Annotated in this window: 18 protein-coding genes; 8 read left to right on the top strand and 10 right to left on the bottom strand. The window is 44.6% G+C overall.

The annotated features are described in order from the left end of the window. The first annotated feature begins 17 nt into the window (after nt 1-17). Nucleotides 18-497, top strand: coding sequence for a Dps family protein (locus R7P74_RS04690; RefSeq protein ID WP_005388254.1), 480 nt, complete (start codon nt 18-20; stop codon nt 495-497). A 108-nt stretch (nt 498-605) separates the two neighbouring features. On the opposite strand, the gene R7P74_RS04685 is transcribed toward R7P74_RS04690, so the two are convergent. From R7P74_RS04685 to R7P74_RS04665, 5 genes are all read right to left on the bottom strand, one after another. Next, the gene (locus R7P74_RS04685) at nt 606-1,220 is read right to left on the bottom strand and encodes an HAD family hydrolase (protein ID WP_005375585.1); all 615 of its coding nucleotides are present in this window, start codon (nt 1,218-1,220) and stop codon (nt 606-608) included. Nucleotides 1,221-1,362: 142 nt separating this feature from the next. Continuing rightward, on the bottom strand, nt 1,363-2,439 hold the full coding sequence (locus R7P74_RS04680; protein ID WP_318122713.1) for a PQQ-dependent sugar dehydrogenase: 1,077 nt from the start codon (nt 2,437-2,439) through the stop codon (nt 1,363-1,365). A 149-nt stretch (nt 2,440-2,588) separates the two neighbouring features. Further along, complete coding sequence (gene yiaY, locus R7P74_RS04675; protein WP_005388247.1) at nt 2,589-3,737, bottom strand: L-threonine dehydrogenase; 1,149 nt, start codon at nt 3,735-3,737, stop codon at nt 2,589-2,591. Nucleotides 3,738-4,070: 333 nt separating this feature from the next. After that, entirely contained in the window at nt 4,071-4,721 is a 651-nt protein-coding gene (elbB, locus tag R7P74_RS04670) for an isoprenoid biosynthesis glyoxalase ElbB (protein ID WP_017634378.1), read from the bottom strand. Nucleotides 4,722-4,733: 12 nt separating this feature from the next. Further along, nucleotides 4,734-4,883, bottom strand: coding sequence for a hypothetical protein (locus tag R7P74_RS04665; protein WP_017634379.1), 150 nt, complete (start codon nt 4,881-4,883; stop codon nt 4,734-4,736). A 120-nt stretch (nt 4,884-5,003) separates the two neighbouring features. On the opposite strand from R7P74_RS04665, the gene yddG reads away from it, so the two are divergent. After that, nucleotides 5,004-5,906, top strand: a complete 903-nt coding sequence (yddG, locus tag R7P74_RS04660) for an aromatic amino acid DMT transporter YddG (protein WP_005375578.1) — start codon at nt 5,004-5,006, stop codon at nt 5,904-5,906. A gap of 150 nt (nt 5,907-6,056) precedes the next feature. Here yddG and R7P74_RS04655 read toward each other — a convergent pair whose 3' ends face one another. Together R7P74_RS04655 and R7P74_RS04650 are read right to left on the bottom strand one after the other, a co-directional pair. Next, nucleotides 6,057-6,950, bottom strand: a complete 894-nt coding sequence (locus tag R7P74_RS04655; RefSeq protein WP_053303754.1) for a cation diffusion facilitator family transporter — start codon at nt 6,948-6,950, stop codon at nt 6,057-6,059. 176 nt (nt 6,951-7,126) lie between these two features. After that, nucleotides 7,127-8,005, bottom strand: coding sequence for a LysR family transcriptional regulator (locus tag R7P74_RS04650; protein WP_005375568.1), 879 nt, complete (start codon nt 8,003-8,005; stop codon nt 7,127-7,129). 171 nt (nt 8,006-8,176) lie between these two features. Here R7P74_RS04650 and R7P74_RS04645 point away from each other — a divergent pair, with 171 nt between their 5' ends. Then, nucleotides 8,177-8,752, top strand: coding sequence for a class I SAM-dependent DNA methyltransferase (locus R7P74_RS04645; protein ID WP_017821100.1), 576 nt, complete (start codon nt 8,177-8,179; stop codon nt 8,750-8,752). Between the two features lie 149 nt (nt 8,753-8,901). Here the strand turns inward: R7P74_RS04645 and R7P74_RS04640 are convergent, their stop codons facing one another. Next, entirely contained in the window at nt 8,902-10,875 is a 1,974-nt protein-coding gene (locus R7P74_RS04640; protein ID WP_258670072.1) for an acetoacetate--CoA ligase, read from the bottom strand. Between the two features lie 222 nt (nt 10,876-11,097). Here R7P74_RS04640 and phhA point away from each other — a divergent pair, with 222 nt between their 5' ends. After that, complete coding sequence (phhA, locus tag R7P74_RS04635; RefSeq protein WP_258670074.1) at nt 11,098-11,892, top strand: phenylalanine 4-monooxygenase; 795 nt, start codon at nt 11,098-11,100, stop codon at nt 11,890-11,892. Beyond that, a complete protein-coding gene (locus R7P74_RS04630; RefSeq protein ID WP_005375563.1) occupies nt 11,882-12,220 on the top strand; it encodes a 4a-hydroxytetrahydrobiopterin dehydratase in 339 nt (112 codons plus the stop codon). Before phhA ends, R7P74_RS04630 begins: the two co-directional genes overlap by 11 nt. 70 nt (nt 12,221-12,290) lie before the next feature. Here R7P74_RS04630 and R7P74_RS04625 read toward each other — a convergent pair whose 3' ends face one another. Next, complete coding sequence (locus tag R7P74_RS04625) at nt 12,291-14,060, bottom strand: choice-of-anchor I family protein (protein ID WP_318122712.1); 1,770 nt, start codon at nt 14,058-14,060, stop codon at nt 12,291-12,293. 199 nt (nt 14,061-14,259) lie between these two features. On the opposite strand from R7P74_RS04625, the gene R7P74_RS04620 reads away from it, so the two are divergent. Beyond that, the gene (locus R7P74_RS04620; protein ID WP_005375560.1) at nt 14,260-14,604 is read left to right on the top strand and encodes a HopJ type III effector protein; all 345 of its coding nucleotides are present in this window, start codon (nt 14,260-14,262) and stop codon (nt 14,602-14,604) included. A gap of 38 nt (nt 14,605-14,642) precedes the next feature. On the opposite strand, the gene R7P74_RS04615 is transcribed toward R7P74_RS04620, so the two are convergent. Beyond that, nucleotides 14,643-14,951: a cysteine-rich CWC family protein gene (locus tag R7P74_RS04615; RefSeq protein ID WP_080276966.1), complete on the bottom strand. Its 309-nt coding sequence runs from the start codon at nt 14,949-14,951 to the stop codon at nt 14,643-14,645. A gap of 144 nt (nt 14,952-15,095) precedes the next feature. Between R7P74_RS04615 and R7P74_RS04610 the strand changes: the two genes are divergently transcribed. Both R7P74_RS04610 and R7P74_RS04605 read left to right on the top strand, forming a co-directional pair. Next, the gene (locus R7P74_RS04610; RefSeq protein ID WP_206952771.1) at nt 15,096-15,311 is read left to right on the top strand and encodes a DUF3820 family protein; all 216 of its coding nucleotides are present in this window, start codon (nt 15,096-15,098) and stop codon (nt 15,309-15,311) included. A 40-nt stretch (nt 15,312-15,351) separates the two neighbouring features. Next, on the top strand, nt 15,352-15,597 hold the full coding sequence (locus R7P74_RS04605) for a hypothetical protein (protein ID WP_033906842.1): 246 nt from the start codon (nt 15,352-15,354) through the stop codon (nt 15,595-15,597). The last annotated feature ends 117 nt before the right edge of the window (nt 15,598-15,714 follow it).

Genomic DNA, 15,714 nt, shown 5'->3' with positions numbered 1-15,714 from the left:
CTTCTAGGAGCAAGATTATGAACAAACAAGTAAGCCTAATTGGTCTAGACAGCGAACAATCAGCACAACTAGCTCAACAGCTCAATCAACTGTTAGCGCATTACCAAGTGTTGTACATGAACTCTCGCGGTTACCACTGGAACATTAAAGGTGCGCAATTCTTCGAACTGCACGTAAAATTTGAAGAGATCTACACTGATCTACAAACAAAAATCGATGAGCTTGCAGAGCGTATTCTAACTTTGGGTCACACGCCAGCGCACGCATTCAGCAACTACTTGGAAGCAAGTGAAATTAAAGAACATCAAAACGCTACTTCTGGTGAGGAGTGTGTACAAGGTCTGGTTCAAGGCTTTAGCGTTCTGCTTCTAAAACAGCGTGAGATTCTACAAAACGCGGGTGAAGCAGATGACGAAGGTACAGCGGCATTGATGGGTGACTACATCCGTGAGCAAGAAAAATTAATGTGGATGCTTAACGCTTACCTACAAGGCTAAGCAGCGCATCACCCAAGCAATCCTTGGGAACGCATGAAACAATCGGGAATAAGTCATAAGGGGCACGCTGGTGCCCCTTTTTTTGTTTGCGTGTTTTATGTGTGTGCTTTATTTGCGTGGTAAGGATTGGAAATGGCTCAGTAAATCGCTGAGTTCATTAAGCGCCAACGAGGCTGAGTCATTGAAGGTTTCTTGATTCCCATGGTGCACAAGGCAAGAGGGCATCTGCGCGTTATACGCTGCCTGCAAGTCGTAAAGGTAATCGCCGACATAAAGCACTTCATCAGGCATCAAACGCCACTCTTTCGCCAATACCTGCAGAGACAAAGGGTCTGGCTTGGGCGGGAAGCATTCACGAGTGATGACTCGTTCTACTGAGATTTGGTTGTGCTCTAGTTTGCGCTGAGTGGCGATTTGGCAGTTGCGCGTCACGATAGCGGTTTTGATTTCATTTTGATGCAAGTGGGCGAGCAATTCATGGCAGCCAATCATTGGAGCAGACTGCTCAGCATCAGAAATCTCGTAATCAAATATCACGTTATGAGCGTGCTCTCGATGATGAGGATGCTCAAGTGCGTCGACAAAATCCAATAGATCTTCACTCTGCGGACAGCCAAGCTGTTGTCGCAATTCGCCGAAGTTCATATCAGAACTCACCAAGGTGTTGTCCAAATCAAACACCACGGCTTTAATTTTATCGAGCTGTAAAGGGAATGGAATCATAATGACCTCGTACAACTTAACCGAACTATCGTTTTAAAAAACAAAAGGTTATTGTTAAGTTTAGATTCTTCTGCTTAGATTGTACGAAAATAAATCACTAGTACGTCACAAATTAAATAGTCTTAACGATTTTAGTGTTTGATTACCTTTCCTCAAGACGAAAGATTTTGCCGCTGTCGGTAGAAAAGTAGATATAACCATCGGGGCTGATGGTTATATCTCTTACTCGCTCACCAAGATTCTCCATCAATCTTTTTGATTCGGTGAGCTTGCCATTCTCAATAGAAACCACGTTGATGTGCGCCAGCTTCAAGGCACCGGCGAGGATTTTTCCGTCCAACTCTGGGTATTTATCACCACGGTACAAAATCATATTACTGGGTGCGATAGAAGGGACGTATACCAGCTTGGGATCTTCCATTCCCGGTAACGACTTAGCTTCACCGACGTCCAACGGACCCCAATATTCTTTACCATGAGAGACTTTTGCCCAGCCGTAGTTCGCGCCTTTCTTGATTAGATTAATTTCATCGCCGCCGCGTGGTCCATGTTCAATAGACCACAGCTGTTTTGTTGCTTCGTCGTAAAACATACCTTGTGGGTTGCGGTGCCCGTAACTCCATATCTCAGGACGAGCTTGGGAAGGTTTGAATGGGTTGTCTTGAGGAACCGAACCATCAAGGTTAAGGCGCACAATACTACCAGCATGGGTTTGACTGTCTTGCCCATTATCACGTTCGCCACGGTCACCGATTGAGAAGTAAACTTTATCGTCTACAAATGAAATTCGACTGCCGTAGTGGCGACCCGTGTCGGTGATGGCATCAGCAACAAAGAGATCGTTCCAACCCACAAGTTGATTGTTTTGCAATTGCGCCGTCGCTAACGCCACCGTATTGCCTTTACTTGTGCGCTTGCTGTAGGTAAAGAAGAGTTGCGGGTTTTGCGTATCGGCATTCGGTGCGAGCGCAACATCCAATAAGCCGGCTTGTCCACTGGTGTTCACATCGGGGACGTTAAACAGCTTTTGAGGTTTGCCTGTGGTGATATCCAGCAACGAAACCGTACCGTTCTTTTGATTGACGATAACGCGTTGATTATCTAAGAACTCGATCCCCCAAGGGATCTGAAATCCATTCGCCACTTCGTTGGCGCGGTATTCGGCAGTGTTGGCAGAAAAGGATAAACAAGCGAGTAGGGTAGCAGCAATCGTTCTCATGGTTCCTTCCAATATGAATCGTGTTAATACTTAAAAGCTAACACTAAAAGACTATGTTTGGCAGAGATTCACTTGTATATGAATGTAAAAAATCCCCGATACGAGATCGGGGATTGAATTAAGGCTAGAGAATTGTTTAGTTAGCGAGATTACATCGCTTCTTCGAAGATCTTAGAAATTTCTTCGTGAGTTGCTTGTTTAGGGTTAGTGAAACCACAAGCGTCTTTCAGTGCGTTGTCTGCTAGTGTTGGGATGTCTTCTAGTTTCGCACCAAGCTCTTTAATACCTGCTGGGATACCCACATCTTTCGCTAGAGTAACGATAGCGTCGATTGCTGCCGCTGCACCTTCTTCAGCAGACATGCCTTCTACGTTTACGCCCATTGCTTTTGCTACGTCACGTAGACGCTCAGGACATACTTGCGCGTTGTAACGCTGTACGTGAGGTAGAAGAATCGCGTTACAAACACCGTGTGGAAGGTCGTAGAAACCACCTAGCTGGTGTGCCATTGCGTGTACGTAACCTAGAGAAGCGTTGTTGAACGCCATACCCGCCATGAACTGTGCGTATGCCATTTGTTCACGAGCTTCTAGATCTTCACCGTTTTTCACTGCTGTGCGTAGGTAAGCTTGGATAAGCTCAATCGCTTTGATTGCTACTGCATCAGTGATTGGTGTTGCCGCGATAGATACGTAAGCTTCAATCGCGTGAGTTAGGGCATCCATACCTGTTGCCGCAGTTAGCGAAGCAGGTTTAGCGAGCATTAGCTCTGGATCGTTTACCGAGATAAGCGGTGTTGTGTGCTTATCAACGATAGCCATCTTAATGTGACGCTCTTCGTCAGTGATGATGCAGAAACGCGTCATTTCAGATGCAGTACCCGCCGTCGTGTTGATCGCGATAAGTGGCATCATTGGTTTTGCAGATTGGTCTACGCCTTCGTAATCTGCGATTTTGCCGCCGTTAGAAGCAACAAGCGCGATACCTTTCGCACAGTCGTGTGGTGAACCGCCGCCTAGAGAGATAACGAAGTCACATTCGTTATCAGTAAGAAGTGCTAAGCCGTCGTTAACGTTGCTGATAGTTGGATTTGGTTGAGTGCCATCAAACACAACGGTTGCTACATCGCGCTCAGTGAGAAGGTCTTGAACTTGTTTGACTACACCGATTTGGTTAAGGATCTTATCCGTAACGATCAAACCTTTTTTAAAGCCTTGAGATTGGATGCTGTCTGCTGCGTCTTTCAAACAACCAGCGCCCATTAGGTTTACCGTAGGGATAAAAAATGCACTTGTCATATTGGATAGCTCCGTCGTTATTTTTAATAATCTTTCTTAATTTGCCATTTACTGTCGCACATTCGTTTCCAGATTGAAGTTGATCTAAAGCAAGTTTACCCACTTAGAGGTACTTGCAAGAGAAAAACTGTGACAGTGATCTTGTTGCACTGCGTATAAGTGCAACACTGATATAAAGTAGAACAAATATGAAACTATGGACGCAAACGATTGGCAGAAATTGACTTCTGACGCGGATATATCTCTAAATTCGACTAAAGTATAAAAAATCCCCATTAATAACTTAATTATCAATGGGGATAGGGAAGTGTTTTATAAGCTAACTACTAATAATTAAGCTATTTTAATCAGTTTTGATACTAACTTTTCGATACCTGAAGCCGCTTGAGAGATATTCTCTGCCAACATGTAAGCAGGGGTTGAAAGTACGAGGTGTTTTTCATCAAAAACGATGTCTTCGACAGGGCACGTGGTGTGTTCACCGCCCATTTGATTAAATGCTATTGAGACTGCCTCATCGTTGCCTACCGTTCCTTTCACGCCTTGCTCATAAATCATCGGAATAATGACAGGAGAAATACACAGATAGCCAGCTGGTTTTTTCGCATTAGCAAACGCGCGACAAGCTTGAGCTACGTGTGTGTTAATGGAGCACTCCGCACCCGAAACAGCGAAGTCGGTTAAGTTTTTCGCGGCACCAAACCCACCTGGAAGCAGTAGGGCATCGTATTCATCGACGTTAAGTTTGGCGACATCGTCAATATTTCCGCGTGCAATACGAGCTGATTCGATCAATACGTTACGTGTTTCATCCATTTCGTCACCAGTTAGGTGATTGATGACATGGAGTTGGTCAATGTTAGGTGCAAAGCAGTGCCAAGTTGCCCCTGCTTTCTCGATGGCGTAGAGCGCCAATACGGCTTCGTGGATCTCAGAACCGTCGTAAACGCCTGAACCACTTAAAATGACTGCGACTTTTTTCATGTTTGGATTCCTTTACTCTGAACGTTCCTTAGATTGCTCTTCGCTATCTAGACCATGCGTTTCCGAGTGTGTTTTAACGTTTTCACTCTCGTTGTCATCTTCATCATAGTAGCGCACAACAAAGGGTGTAAGCATAACACTAGAGGGCAGAAAATGTTTCATATCAACTCCAACGGCTTAATAGAATGATTTTTATACTGATTTTTATAAAACAGTACGTTGAACCTGATCATTTTTGAGTTAAGCTGACGTTTCCTTTGGCATTCGTGAGTGGTAGGTCACATGAAATCAGTGCAATTTCGTTTCACACTTTATGGTTGTATCGCGATTCTCTCTTGGAGTTGCCTGCTTGGCATCGCGAGGTTGGTTACGGAGAGTTTAGGTCCTGTAGGCGGGGCAGCCATGTTGTACTCTCTTAGCTCTGTTTTCCTTCTTATCGTGGTCGGTATTCCAAAGTTGTCTTACTTTTCTCCCAAGTATCTTGCGCTTGGTGGTGCGATGTTCGTCTGTTATGAAATATTTCTCGCTCTATCTTTGGGATATTCCAACTCGCGCGCGCAGGCAATTGAGGTGTCGATTGTCAATTACCTTTGGCCCGCACTGACGGTTTTATTTGCGGTCCTTGGCAGCAATAAAAAAACAAACTGGTTGCTTTATCCCGCAGTTACGCTGGCGTTTGTTGGGGTTGCTTGGACTGTGAGCGGTGAGAATGGCTTATCCATAACTCAGATCATGTCCAATGTTAGTAGTAACCCTCTGGTGTATTTTATGGCTTTCGCTGGCGCGGTTATATGGGCTTTTTATTGCAACTTAACCCAAAGGCAGCAATCTAAACATAATGCGATTACCCTGTTTTTCATTGCAACTGCTGTTTCGCTTTGGGTCAAATATGCGTTTACGGATGAGCCAACAATGACATTCAGTTGGGAAGCGATGGGGTACTTAGTGGCTTCTGCGGCTTTAATGGCTGGTGGTTATGGTTTATGGAACATCGCGATCGTTGGCGGCAATATGGTTTTTCTCGCCACCTTGTCTTACTTCACGCCCATTTTTTCCGCTTTATTTTCTTCCATTATTCTTGGCGTAACTCTGAGCCATAGCTTTTGGCAGGGCGTTGTGATGGTAACGGTGGGCTCGCTGATGTGTTGGTTAGTCACCAAAGAGAAGCGCGAAGCGGCTGGGTAAGTTACCAACGAGATCAGAGAATTTAAGTGAGCAACGAACAGATCTCCCTTGCGAGCTGTATTCGAATACGAAGCAACTAAATCGAAAAAATTAAAAAGCTCCCGAGATTGGGAGCTTTTTATGGAGTTTTAACGGCTCTTTGGTGGCACTCTAATAAGCGACGTTCAAGTGTAGTTGAAGCTTGAATCTGTGCTTCGACAGTCGCTTGATAAGCTGCTTACGAGTGTGCTCTAGTGTATCAAGCTCCAATGTGTCGTCATCAATATGTACGTCCACATTTACTCGTAGCTCTTGGCCCACCTTCGTTACGCCAGCCAGTTTCAATTGATGCTCAGTTACTTTTTCAATCTCAAGAACATCTTTGCCAACGCTCTGACACAGCTCTTTGCTTGGTGCCATCATTAGTAGTTCACGTAAGGCACCTACTAGCATATCGAACGGTACTTTGAGGAAGTAAAAGCCCATTAAAACCATCATCATGGGGTCGGCATATACCGCATACTCAGAGAATGGCGTTAGTGAAACAGCCCAAGCCGAGATAAATCCTACGGTCACCGCCACACTCAACAAAGTATCCATTTGCCACTGTTTTTTCTCCGCTTCAATCAAGCCTGATGAGAAGCGGCGGCTGCGTTTCGCCATAAACCACCAAGCGTAACCACAGCCGATAACATTCACGATGCCGAATAAGGTCGCAATAGAAGCATCGACCTCGCGACCTCCAGACATCAATGCTGATATCGCAGAGTAGAGAGAGAAGCTTACAACCACTAAAATGACGGCTGCTTTTATCGCAATAACGATTGGTTCTAAGACCGCTTTTCCAAATGGGAATACAGATTTTGAAGGCTTGTTAATATAGTAAGAAGCGGCCAGTGACAATAAAGTTAACAGTAAGCTGACCAAAGAGTAAACACCGTCAAAAACGATGACAATTGAGCCTACAAGCAAGCCAAGTACCATACCACCAGCAGCGAACCCAGATGCCAAAAGGGCTGAAATGGTTAGAATACGGTTTTCGTTTTTGCTTGTCCTGTCACACATAAAAGATGCCTTTGAATTTTAATACCTTACTATTCTTCGCTCATAAGGTAATTTAGGCAACCACAAAGTGACCGGTAACTAATTTAAAAAATTGCGTTTTTATTTATGTTCTTATAAAACAATGACTTACTGTGATTTTTTGGTGTCAGTAAAATTGACGCTCACTGATAAAATGTTTAGAAGTCAAATAAATACTCGCTCAATTTATCTGCTAACCACGTCATTGCTGGATGCTCAGTATGGCCGTTAGGTGAAAACATACAGTAGTCTTCTTGCGTCAAGCCGTATGTGTGTTTGATAACGGCGAGCTTCTGCTGACGAAGGTAATGGCGGATTAATGGTTCAGGAAGCACGCCCCAAGCGTCTTCTTCTAAGATGGTGTTCAGCATGTAGTCAAAACTCGAAAAACCAATATATCGAGTCGAGAAAGGTTGCAGTTCAGGGTTGTCTTTCTCATTTAGGTACACCATTAGTGCTTGCATCTGACTACGTAGATCTTCGTCTGAGACACGGCGCATCTTACTTAGGCGGTGTTCTACACTGCATACTGACATCATACGTATCTTGCCTAATGGGTTATATACGATACGAGGATCGTCTACTCGCTCATAATCAACGCCGAAAGCAAAATCTACTTGGTGGGTACTGACCAAGTTGGCTAAGTCGCCACTGGATGCCAAGATTAAGTTGAAGGTTGTTGAAGGAAAGCGGTTATTCAATGTATGAGATAATTCTTGCCAGAGATCATCAGGTAAGGAGTCGTCACGTGCTACCCAAACTTCCGCGTTAAACCCTTCCGAGATTTGAGCGCAGGTCTTTCTGACCCGTTGTGCGATGATAAGTAGGTGTTCGCAATCTTTGTAAATGGCTTTCCCAGCTTCAGAGAGGGTGAGCTGGTTGCCAGTTCGGTTAAACAATTCAACGTCGAGATCTTTCTCTAATGCCTTAATCGACATACTGAGTTTGGTACGATTGCAGTCGAGTTGCCTTGCCGCTTCAGAAACAGAACCACACTCAGCGATGGTGCAGAAGGCTTCTACTTGAGTTAAGTTCATGATTTGACACAACCAATAAATGAATTCAAATAATTTGGGTATTATGCAGATGCGCTCCCAAAGCCATGAAAGATTATCGAAAAAAACGCGAATCCGCCAGATAAGTCTATGGTCTTTTAACGGTTTTGCGGTAATCTATGTGGGTTACAAAAAGTGAACATGGAGGCCACGATGGCACAAGATTGGGACGGCTTAGCAAAAAACTGGGAATCAAATCCAGCAACAGAGCAATTTGCGCAGTCGGTGTTTGAGCAGTTACAACAGCTAACTCAGCTTGATGGCATTAAAGTACTAGATTTTGGATGCGGAACAGGGCAGTTAAGTCAACGATTGTCACCGATGGTTAAAGACATCGTAGCATTAGACGCATCGGAAGCCATGATTGAGGAACTCGATAAAAAAGAGCTCGTCAACGTAGAACCTGTGGTAGATGCATTATCTCGCGGCTTGGTTGCTCAGCACCCTGCGTTTCGTGGACAGTTCGACTTGGTGGTTGCATCATCAGTTTTAGCGTTCGTGGAAGACTTAGACGCGTCATTAACGATCTCACATTCTCTACTTAACCACGGCGGCTATTTTGTTCATTTTGATTGGATTGCAGAATGTGAACAAGACGGTTTTACCCTTGCGAAGTCTGAGCGTGCACTGAAAGAAGCGGGTTTTACTGAAGTTGAATCGCAACACGTTTTTGACATTACATCTGATGGTAAAACAATGTCGGTATTAATGGGGCTTGGTCGTCGCTAATACTGCTGAATAAAGAACACAAAATGACAAAAGCGAGCTAACAAGCTCGCTTTTTTCTTATCTGCTGAGGGTATATGTAACTTCACTTGCTCTAAACAAGTCGTCGTGGTGCAGGCAAGGACATACTCGAACAACTAAGTCTTCGGAGGTTATTTTGAGACGACTATCCTGCGTATCTCCTCCAGCACTTCAGGGTTGGCTATTGCGCCTAAATTTTCGACGTTTCGGTTGTTAACGACTTGCTTAACGGCTAACTCGACCAGCTTTCCTGAGCGTGTCTTAGGTATATCGCTTATTGCGTAAATCGCACTAGGTACATGCCTTGGAGAACATGCAGACTTTAGCTGTGCTTTGATGGAAGCGATCATCTCGTCATTGAGCTCTACCCCTTTGACTAATTGGACAAACAGCCATACTTGTTCGTTGCGATCGACTTCTTTTCCTACTGCGATCGAATCTAGAATACCGTCTATACAGTTCACTTGCTGATAGATTTCGGCCGTGCCGATTCTTACGCCACCGGGATTCAACGTAGTATCACTTCGACCATAAAACACGTATCCCCCAACGCTGGTCTGTTCAACATCATCGCCGTGGTGCCAAATATTGTCGAATTTATCCCAATAAGCGCGATGATATCTCTCACCGGTGTCGTTCCAAAAGCCAGCAGGGAAGTTGGGTAATGAATTGGCACAAACCAACTCACCGCGATCTCCCATTACGCTATTACCTTGTGGGTTAAAGACTCGGACATCGACCCCTAACCCTGCTGATTGGCACTCTCCCCGATAAACGGGAGAAATAGGGTTGCCTAATACAAAGCAGCCACAAATGTCTGTTCCGCCAGAAATCGAGGCGAGGTGTACATCTTCTTTAATGTGCTGATAGACATAATCAAACTGTTCTGGATACAGAACAGAGCCCGTTGAGCAAATGGTTTTCAGACTTGGAAATGCATCACTTTTCTGCGGAGAAAAAGATGCTTTTTCCAGCGCCTCTAGGTATTTTGCTGAGGTTCCAAACAGCGTCACTTCGGCTCGTTCTGCGAGGTCCCAGAGCACATCATGAGTGGGGTAAACAGGGCTACCATCAAAAATCACCAAACATGCACCGCTCGCGAGTGAAGAAACGTGCCAGTTCCACATCATCCAACCGCAGGTCGTGTAATAAAACACGCGTTCGTTCGGTTGAATATCGCAATGCAGTTGATGCTCTTTCAAGTGATTAAGCACCGTTCCGCCGACGGAATGAACGATGCATTTCGGTTTGCCTGTTGTGCCTGAAGAATAAAGCACAAATAGCGGATCGTTAAAATTCACACGAGTAAAAGTCAGCGCTTCGGGTGTGTATTGATTCAGGACGTTTTGCCAATCTTGGGTGCAGACATCGCATTCAAAAATGTGTGGTTTAAGGTAGCTAATTTGGCAAACTTGTTTAAGACCTTCAAGATGATCCGCAATATGCTGGTTTTTCTCTGACATATCGAAAGTTTTGCCATTGAATGTATAGCCATCACAAGTAAACAGGATTTTGGGTTTCACTTGACCAAAGCGCTCCAAAACGCTTTCGACGCCAAAATCAGGTGAGGTGGAAGTCCAGGTCGCCCCTAAACTGGTGGTTGCTAGCATGGCTATCACCGTTTGAGGTAGGTGAGGTAAATAACCAGCGACGACATCACCTTGCTTAATTCCACATTCTTTCAACCATTGCTGCACACTCGAAACTTCTTCGCACAATTGTTTCCAGGTGTAGGTCTGTTTTTCTTCACGTTCATTTTCAAACCAAATAGCGAGATCATCGGGTTGGTGACACGCGTAGGTTAGCAAATTTTCGGCGTAGTTAATTTGTGCGTTTGGGAACCATTTTATATCCCTATTTTCAACAGGTTGCTGCCAGCGACTTTCTGCTCGCTCTTTTATGGTCTCTCCCTGAGTGCCAATGACGTCGCAGAATAGCCAAACTTCCTGCCAAAATTTTTCTGCATGATCGAGTGACCATTGATGCAGATCAGCGAAGCTTTCAAGGGTATTTCCTTGTCGATTAATGTGTTCAATAAACTGTGTAATGTTGGCTTCTTCGATACGACTGTCGCTCGGTTGCCATACTTTGCTGCTCTCGCGCATAGGTCCCTCTATAACAAAGTGATAACAGGTTTTAGTGTGAGAGGAATACACGATAAAGTCAAACAAGCCAGATATTATATCGTGTCATAAAAATCATGCAGTTATGATGGGTTGTAAACAATATGTTACATCAGGATGATGCTGAGAAAATCGCGCAGGGATTGGAAGCTCTTAAGACTACAGATAGGCTTAATGTAAAGGATTTGTTAATGGAGATGAGCCATGACCCAGTATCGTTCTAAACCCGTAAACCAGGAAGGCAGGGTTGAATGGAGCCGTGAAGAAGACGCCATTTGGCGAGATTTGGTAACACGACAAATGGGTGTGATCCAAAACAGAGCTTGTGAGGCTTATTTACACGGTTTGACGCTGCTTGATTTACCTCAAGACCGCGTTCCTCAGTTGCCAGAAATTAATCGTGTCTTGATGGATACAACAGGTTGGCAAGTGGAGCCCGTTCCCGCGCTTATTGATTTCGACCGATTTTTTAATCTACTCGGTAATAAGCGCTTTCCAGTCGCCACATTCTTGCGTACAAGAGATGAGTTCGATTACTTACAGGAGCCAGATTTCTTCCACGAAATATTTGGTCATTGCGCGATGTTAACCAACCCAGACTTTGCTGCATTTACCGAGCATTATGGTCAACTAGGGCAAGCCGCTACCCCAAAACAAAGAGCCTATCTCGCTCGCCTCTACTGGTTTACCGTAGAGTTTGGCTTGGTGAAAGAAGGGGACAAAACCAAAATTTACGGTGGTGGTATTCTTTCATCTCCTGGCGAAACCCTCTACGCATTAGAGAGTGATGTAGCAATTCGCGACCCATTTGAATTACAAACAGTGCTGAGAACGCCTTATCGTATCGACATCATGCAACCGAAGTATTACGTGATTGATGACTTTTCTCTGCTTTTTAAAATCAGTCAGTTGAATTTATTGAAACAAGCCGATCTAGCGATTGAAGCTGGACTGCTTCCTCCACTTTTTGAACCAAAGGAACCTGCTCATGTTGAATGAACAAAAATGCGAAGCTTGTAGTATCGATGCCATTGCACTAAGCAAAGAAGAACAACAATCTCTGCTGCTGCAATTGTCTGATTGGCAGATCATTGAAAGAGAAGACATACCTCAACTAGAAAAGGTGTATAAATTTAAGAACTTCAAACAAGCATGGGCTTTCAGTAACAAAATCGCGGAACTGGCAGAAGATGAGTTCCACCATCCTTCTATTTTGTTGGAGTGGGGTAAGGTTACCGTAACGTGGTGGAGTCACTCTATCAAAGGTCTGCATAAAAACGATTTTATCTGCGCATCAAAGTGTGACGCGCTAGCATCGGCAGAGTAGGACATTACCTCATACAAAAAACGCCCGGCTTACGTCGGGCGTTTTGGTTCTAAATGACTTTTACATTACTTTATAGATTGATTCGGAAGACGGATGTCGTGCCCGATACCTCATTGCCAACGACGATAAAATGACCACCGTTACGGGTAAAGTAATTAATGGACTCTGGACCTAAATCGCCTGCTTTTGGATTGTATGTGTCGTTCATGCATTCGCCATCTTCGACTTCTGTACATACTGGCTGATTGTAATCACGGCGGTTTACGTAATGCATAAACTGCGCTTGTTTCGGGTCTGTGATGTCATAAATCATGATACCGCCTTGACGCTCCAAGCCGATAAACGCGTAATGACGACCGTTAATTTGTGCTACTTCAATCGCCTCTGGCTCAATACCTTTATCATCACTTCGGTCATTGCCACTATTATTGTTATCGTTGGTGCTGTTGAAGTTCTTGCCTTCATTCAGCAGCGCGATAGTCGCGAAATCGTCACCACTATCGAAGACCAACTTGCCGTTTTCATCCCAAATCGAGAATGAACGCGCGCCAAATGATTGAACATTCTCTTGTGCAGAAAGCGTTTGTTCCGGCTTAATCACTTTTAAACGCGCGAGTTGTTTGTTGTCTTTTAGTGCCTCTGCCAATGGGTGTTCTGCTGCTACTTTCAGCTTCTTACCGCGCACTTCATCAATATGGCTTAAACAGGTTCCTTGCTCAGATGTATATTCATCTGTACCGAGGTAATCGTCTTCATCCCACATAAAGCCAGCTTTGTCGCACAGTTCTTGAGTGGTTTTGAATCCGTACTCACGCCCGTCGCCTTCATTTGCAGATACGATGTAAGTACTCCCATTCACTGAGTAGCTGTCGATAGTGTCAGGCATAAATAAGCCAACCAGTTGTGGGTAGCTTTTCAAGTTCCCAATGATTTTGTCTTTGTTGGATGCATCGAGTTTAGCGCCCGACCAAGACTTCTCACCTAAGCCAACAATTTTTTCTACCGATTTGCTCTCTGGATTGACGATTGCCATGGCGTTATTTTCTTGTAGCGCGACATAGATTTTACCGTTATCTGCAAAAGTGAGGTATTCAGGCTCTAGATCTTGTGCGACGGTGGCGTTTGGCCCCGAAATACGCACATTCATTGGGAGCTCTGCTTTTCGTGAACCATCAAATTCGTTAAAGCCAATTTGTGTCACTTCTGCTTGAGTAACACCAAGGCTCAGATCGATCAAAGTGATACTACCTTCAGGGTCAATGCTGTAATCGCTGTTTGGTTCTCCTTCATTAGCGGTTGCGATGTATCGGCCATCTTTTGAGAAGCCAACCATTTCTGGCAATGCGCCTGTTGGGAAAGTCGTGACTAATGACAAATCGCCGGAGCGGTACAAGCCAACAATACCATTCGCTTGTTTATTACTGTTTTCAATCGCAACTGCTACCAAACCATTGAATACAGCGACACTGTTTGCTGCGCCAATTTCAATGCCCGCTGCTTCGCCAGCGCTGTTGAGATCAATGAATGCGCTTTGCGTTGGTACGCCGTTGTCATCCATAGACATTACATCGATACGTTTTGCTTGAGCATTCACCACATAGAGCTTATCTGTACAGGCGTCATAACTGACGATTTCAGCTGCCGATGTGTCGAATGGAGCATCAGCAACGGATGTCCCGATAAACGTTAACCCTTGAATTGAAGTTTCCCCAGCAACGGGCGCAGTGGTAGGTTTGCATTGTGTAGCGAATGAAGCCACGGTATCTTCGGGTTGTGATGAACACGCGATGGCAAGTGATGACAATGCGAGTGCACCGATTGCCTTTAAAGGGGTGATCATGATATCTCCTTATCAATCCGATAGGTTGTCAATCAGCATGGGTTTTATGCTGCTGTCCATTTCCGCAACTGGAATGATAGAGCGCTGAATGACGTGTGATTTGGTAAGGCTCTGAATATATGTATGATTGATGACTCTTATATTGGCTTTTTATGAAACTAATGTGTCATCAATATGATGAGGTAGGGATAGAGGAATAATGGAATTAAAATCGTTTTTAGATTTATTGGCAGCGTCACCAGAGCAGGTCGAATTTGAAGCAACGATGGCGGTGATCGAAGATAACTATACGTTTGAGCCAACCGCTTTTGTAAATGGTGAGACACAAAACAATGCAGGCGAGAACAACGGTTCGTGTAAGATCTTCGCTTTCGGTTTGCTAAACAACCTAGACAAAGAAGCGACGCTAGCCTGCTTTGGCCGTTTTTATCGTGAAGATGTATTGCAGCATCCAGAGAACAGCGATCACCAGAATATTCGTAATTTTATGGTGACAGGGTGGGAAGGCATTAAGTTTGAAGCGTCCGCTTTAACCGCTAAATAAACACCAGTCAGAAAACGATGATCAGTAAGCCAGTCGTATTACGCGACTGGCTTTTTTTCTAGACATTTTCGGCACAAACACAGCTGGTTGGCGCTTGGCTTGGGTAAATCACGGGTTTCAATAGTAAAGCACCAGCATGTCTCTTTGCCTGCGGCGATATCACAATGGGCTTGAGTCCCGCATTCAGGACAACTGTGTGTTGAATCTTCTCCTGCGATTTGTTCGATAATCGCATCTCGTTGGAGATCGGTTTTGTCTTTCCATTGGATGATTTCATCCATCGTTCGGTGACAACCAGAGCATATTCCGGCGTTATTTTTACATGCTGCTCGACAAGGTGACTTCATTGCTTTCTCGTTCTCATTTTTTATGCCGCGTACTCTAGCATAAAGCGAGTCAAGGCCGCCAAAAATAAACGTGACTGCGATTTGCTGGTGAGGAGGGAGAACCAGTGTTACCCTTGGGCGAGTTACCTTAACTCTCTGTCACTTATGTTAGAAAAAGAAAACCTCATTAAACTCGCTAGAATGCAAATGCCATTTGGGAAATATGCAGGGCGAGTGTTAATCGACCTGCCTGAAGAATACTTACTGTGGTTTGATAAAAAGGGCTGGCCAAGCGGCGAGCTAGGGGATTTGCTCAAGCTATGTTTAGCGCTCAAAATTGAAGGCTTAGATGGTGTCGTGAAGCCTTTGAAGCGTATGTAACTAGCCACAGAAACTCCCACTCTTAATGAAAAGACTTATTATGAATTTTGATATCGATGCACTGAAACATCACCAATTGGTCGAAGATGGTAAACTAGAGGGATGCTACATTCATCAGCCAGCTCAAGGTAGCCAACACAATGACAAAGCTGTTTTGGCAGAGCGCCAAGCGTTGGAAAAGTTGGGATATAAGGTAATACAGCTTAAAGCTAAAGGCGGGACAACAACGTTTGCCGAGGCGATGCAAAAGCTTGCGAAGGAAACTGGTCACCTGCCTAAGGAGTAAGTGAGTGTAACCTGCCACAGCCTTACAAGTTCTCCCACCAGACTATTTTTTCATTCAAAAGAGCCAGACCGTTAGGCTGACTCTTTTTGGGCCATTCAGTCCTAGCACTGTATCCTT

The sequence above is a fragment of the Vibrio sp. 2033 genome (assembly GCF_033339735.1).
The sequence above is the reverse complement of the archived record's forward strand: the minus strand, read 5'-3'. Positions and strand labels throughout refer to the sequence as shown.

Coding starts and splice junctions, on each gene's coding strand:
- R7P74_RS04630 (WP_005375563.1), top strand. CDS start 11,882: ATGTTGAATGAACAAAAATGCGAAGCTTGTAGTATCGATGCCATTGCA.
- R7P74_RS04610 (WP_206952771.1), top strand. CDS start 15,096: ATGTTAGAAAAAGAAAACCTCATTAAACTCGCTAGAATGCAAATGCCA.
- R7P74_RS04605 (WP_033906842.1), top strand. CDS start 15,352: ATGAATTTTGATATCGATGCACTGAAACATCACCAATTGGTCGAAGAT.
- R7P74_RS04645 (WP_017821100.1), top strand. CDS start 8,177: ATGGCACAAGATTGGGACGGCTTAGCAAAAAACTGGGAATCAAATCCA.
- R7P74_RS04680 (WP_318122713.1), bottom strand. CDS start 2,439: ATGAGAACGATTGCTGCTACCCTACTCGCTTGTTTATCCTTTTCTGCC.
- yddG (WP_005375578.1), top strand. CDS start 5,004: ATGAAATCAGTGCAATTTCGTTTCACACTTTATGGTTGTATCGCGATT.
- R7P74_RS04640 (WP_258670072.1), bottom strand. CDS start 10,875: ATGCGCGAGAGCAGCAAAGTATGGCAACCGAGCGACAGTCGTATCGAA.
- R7P74_RS04650 (WP_005375568.1), bottom strand. CDS start 8,005: ATGAACTTAACTCAAGTAGAAGCCTTCTGCACCATCGCTGAGTGTGGT.
- phhA (WP_258670074.1), top strand. CDS start 11,098: ATGACCCAGTATCGTTCTAAACCCGTAAACCAGGAAGGCAGGGTTGAA.
- R7P74_RS04625 (WP_318122712.1), bottom strand. CDS start 14,060: ATGATCACCCCTTTAAAGGCAATCGGTGCACTCGCATTGTCATCACTT.
- R7P74_RS04690 (WP_005388254.1), top strand. CDS start 18: ATGAACAAACAAGTAAGCCTAATTGGTCTAGACAGCGAACAATCAGCA.
- elbB (WP_017634378.1), bottom strand. CDS start 4,721: ATGAAAAAAGTCGCAGTCATTTTAAGTGGTTCAGGCGTTTACGACGGT.
- yiaY (WP_005388247.1), bottom strand. CDS start 3,737: ATGACAAGTGCATTTTTTATCCCTACGGTAAACCTAATGGGCGCTGGT.
- R7P74_RS04665 (WP_017634379.1), bottom strand. CDS start 4,883: ATGAAACATTTTCTGCCCTCTAGTGTTATGCTTACACCCTTTGTTGTG.
- R7P74_RS04615 (WP_080276966.1), bottom strand. CDS start 14,951: ATGAAGTCACCTTGTCGAGCAGCATGTAAAAATAACGCCGGAATATGC.
- R7P74_RS04655 (WP_053303754.1), bottom strand. CDS start 6,950: ATGTGTGACAGGACAAGCAAAAACGAAAACCGTATTCTAACCATTTCA.
- R7P74_RS04685 (WP_005375585.1), bottom strand. CDS start 1,220: ATGATTCCATTCCCTTTACAGCTCGATAAAATTAAAGCCGTGGTGTTT.
- R7P74_RS04620 (WP_005375560.1), top strand. CDS start 14,260: ATGGAATTAAAATCGTTTTTAGATTTATTGGCAGCGTCACCAGAGCAG.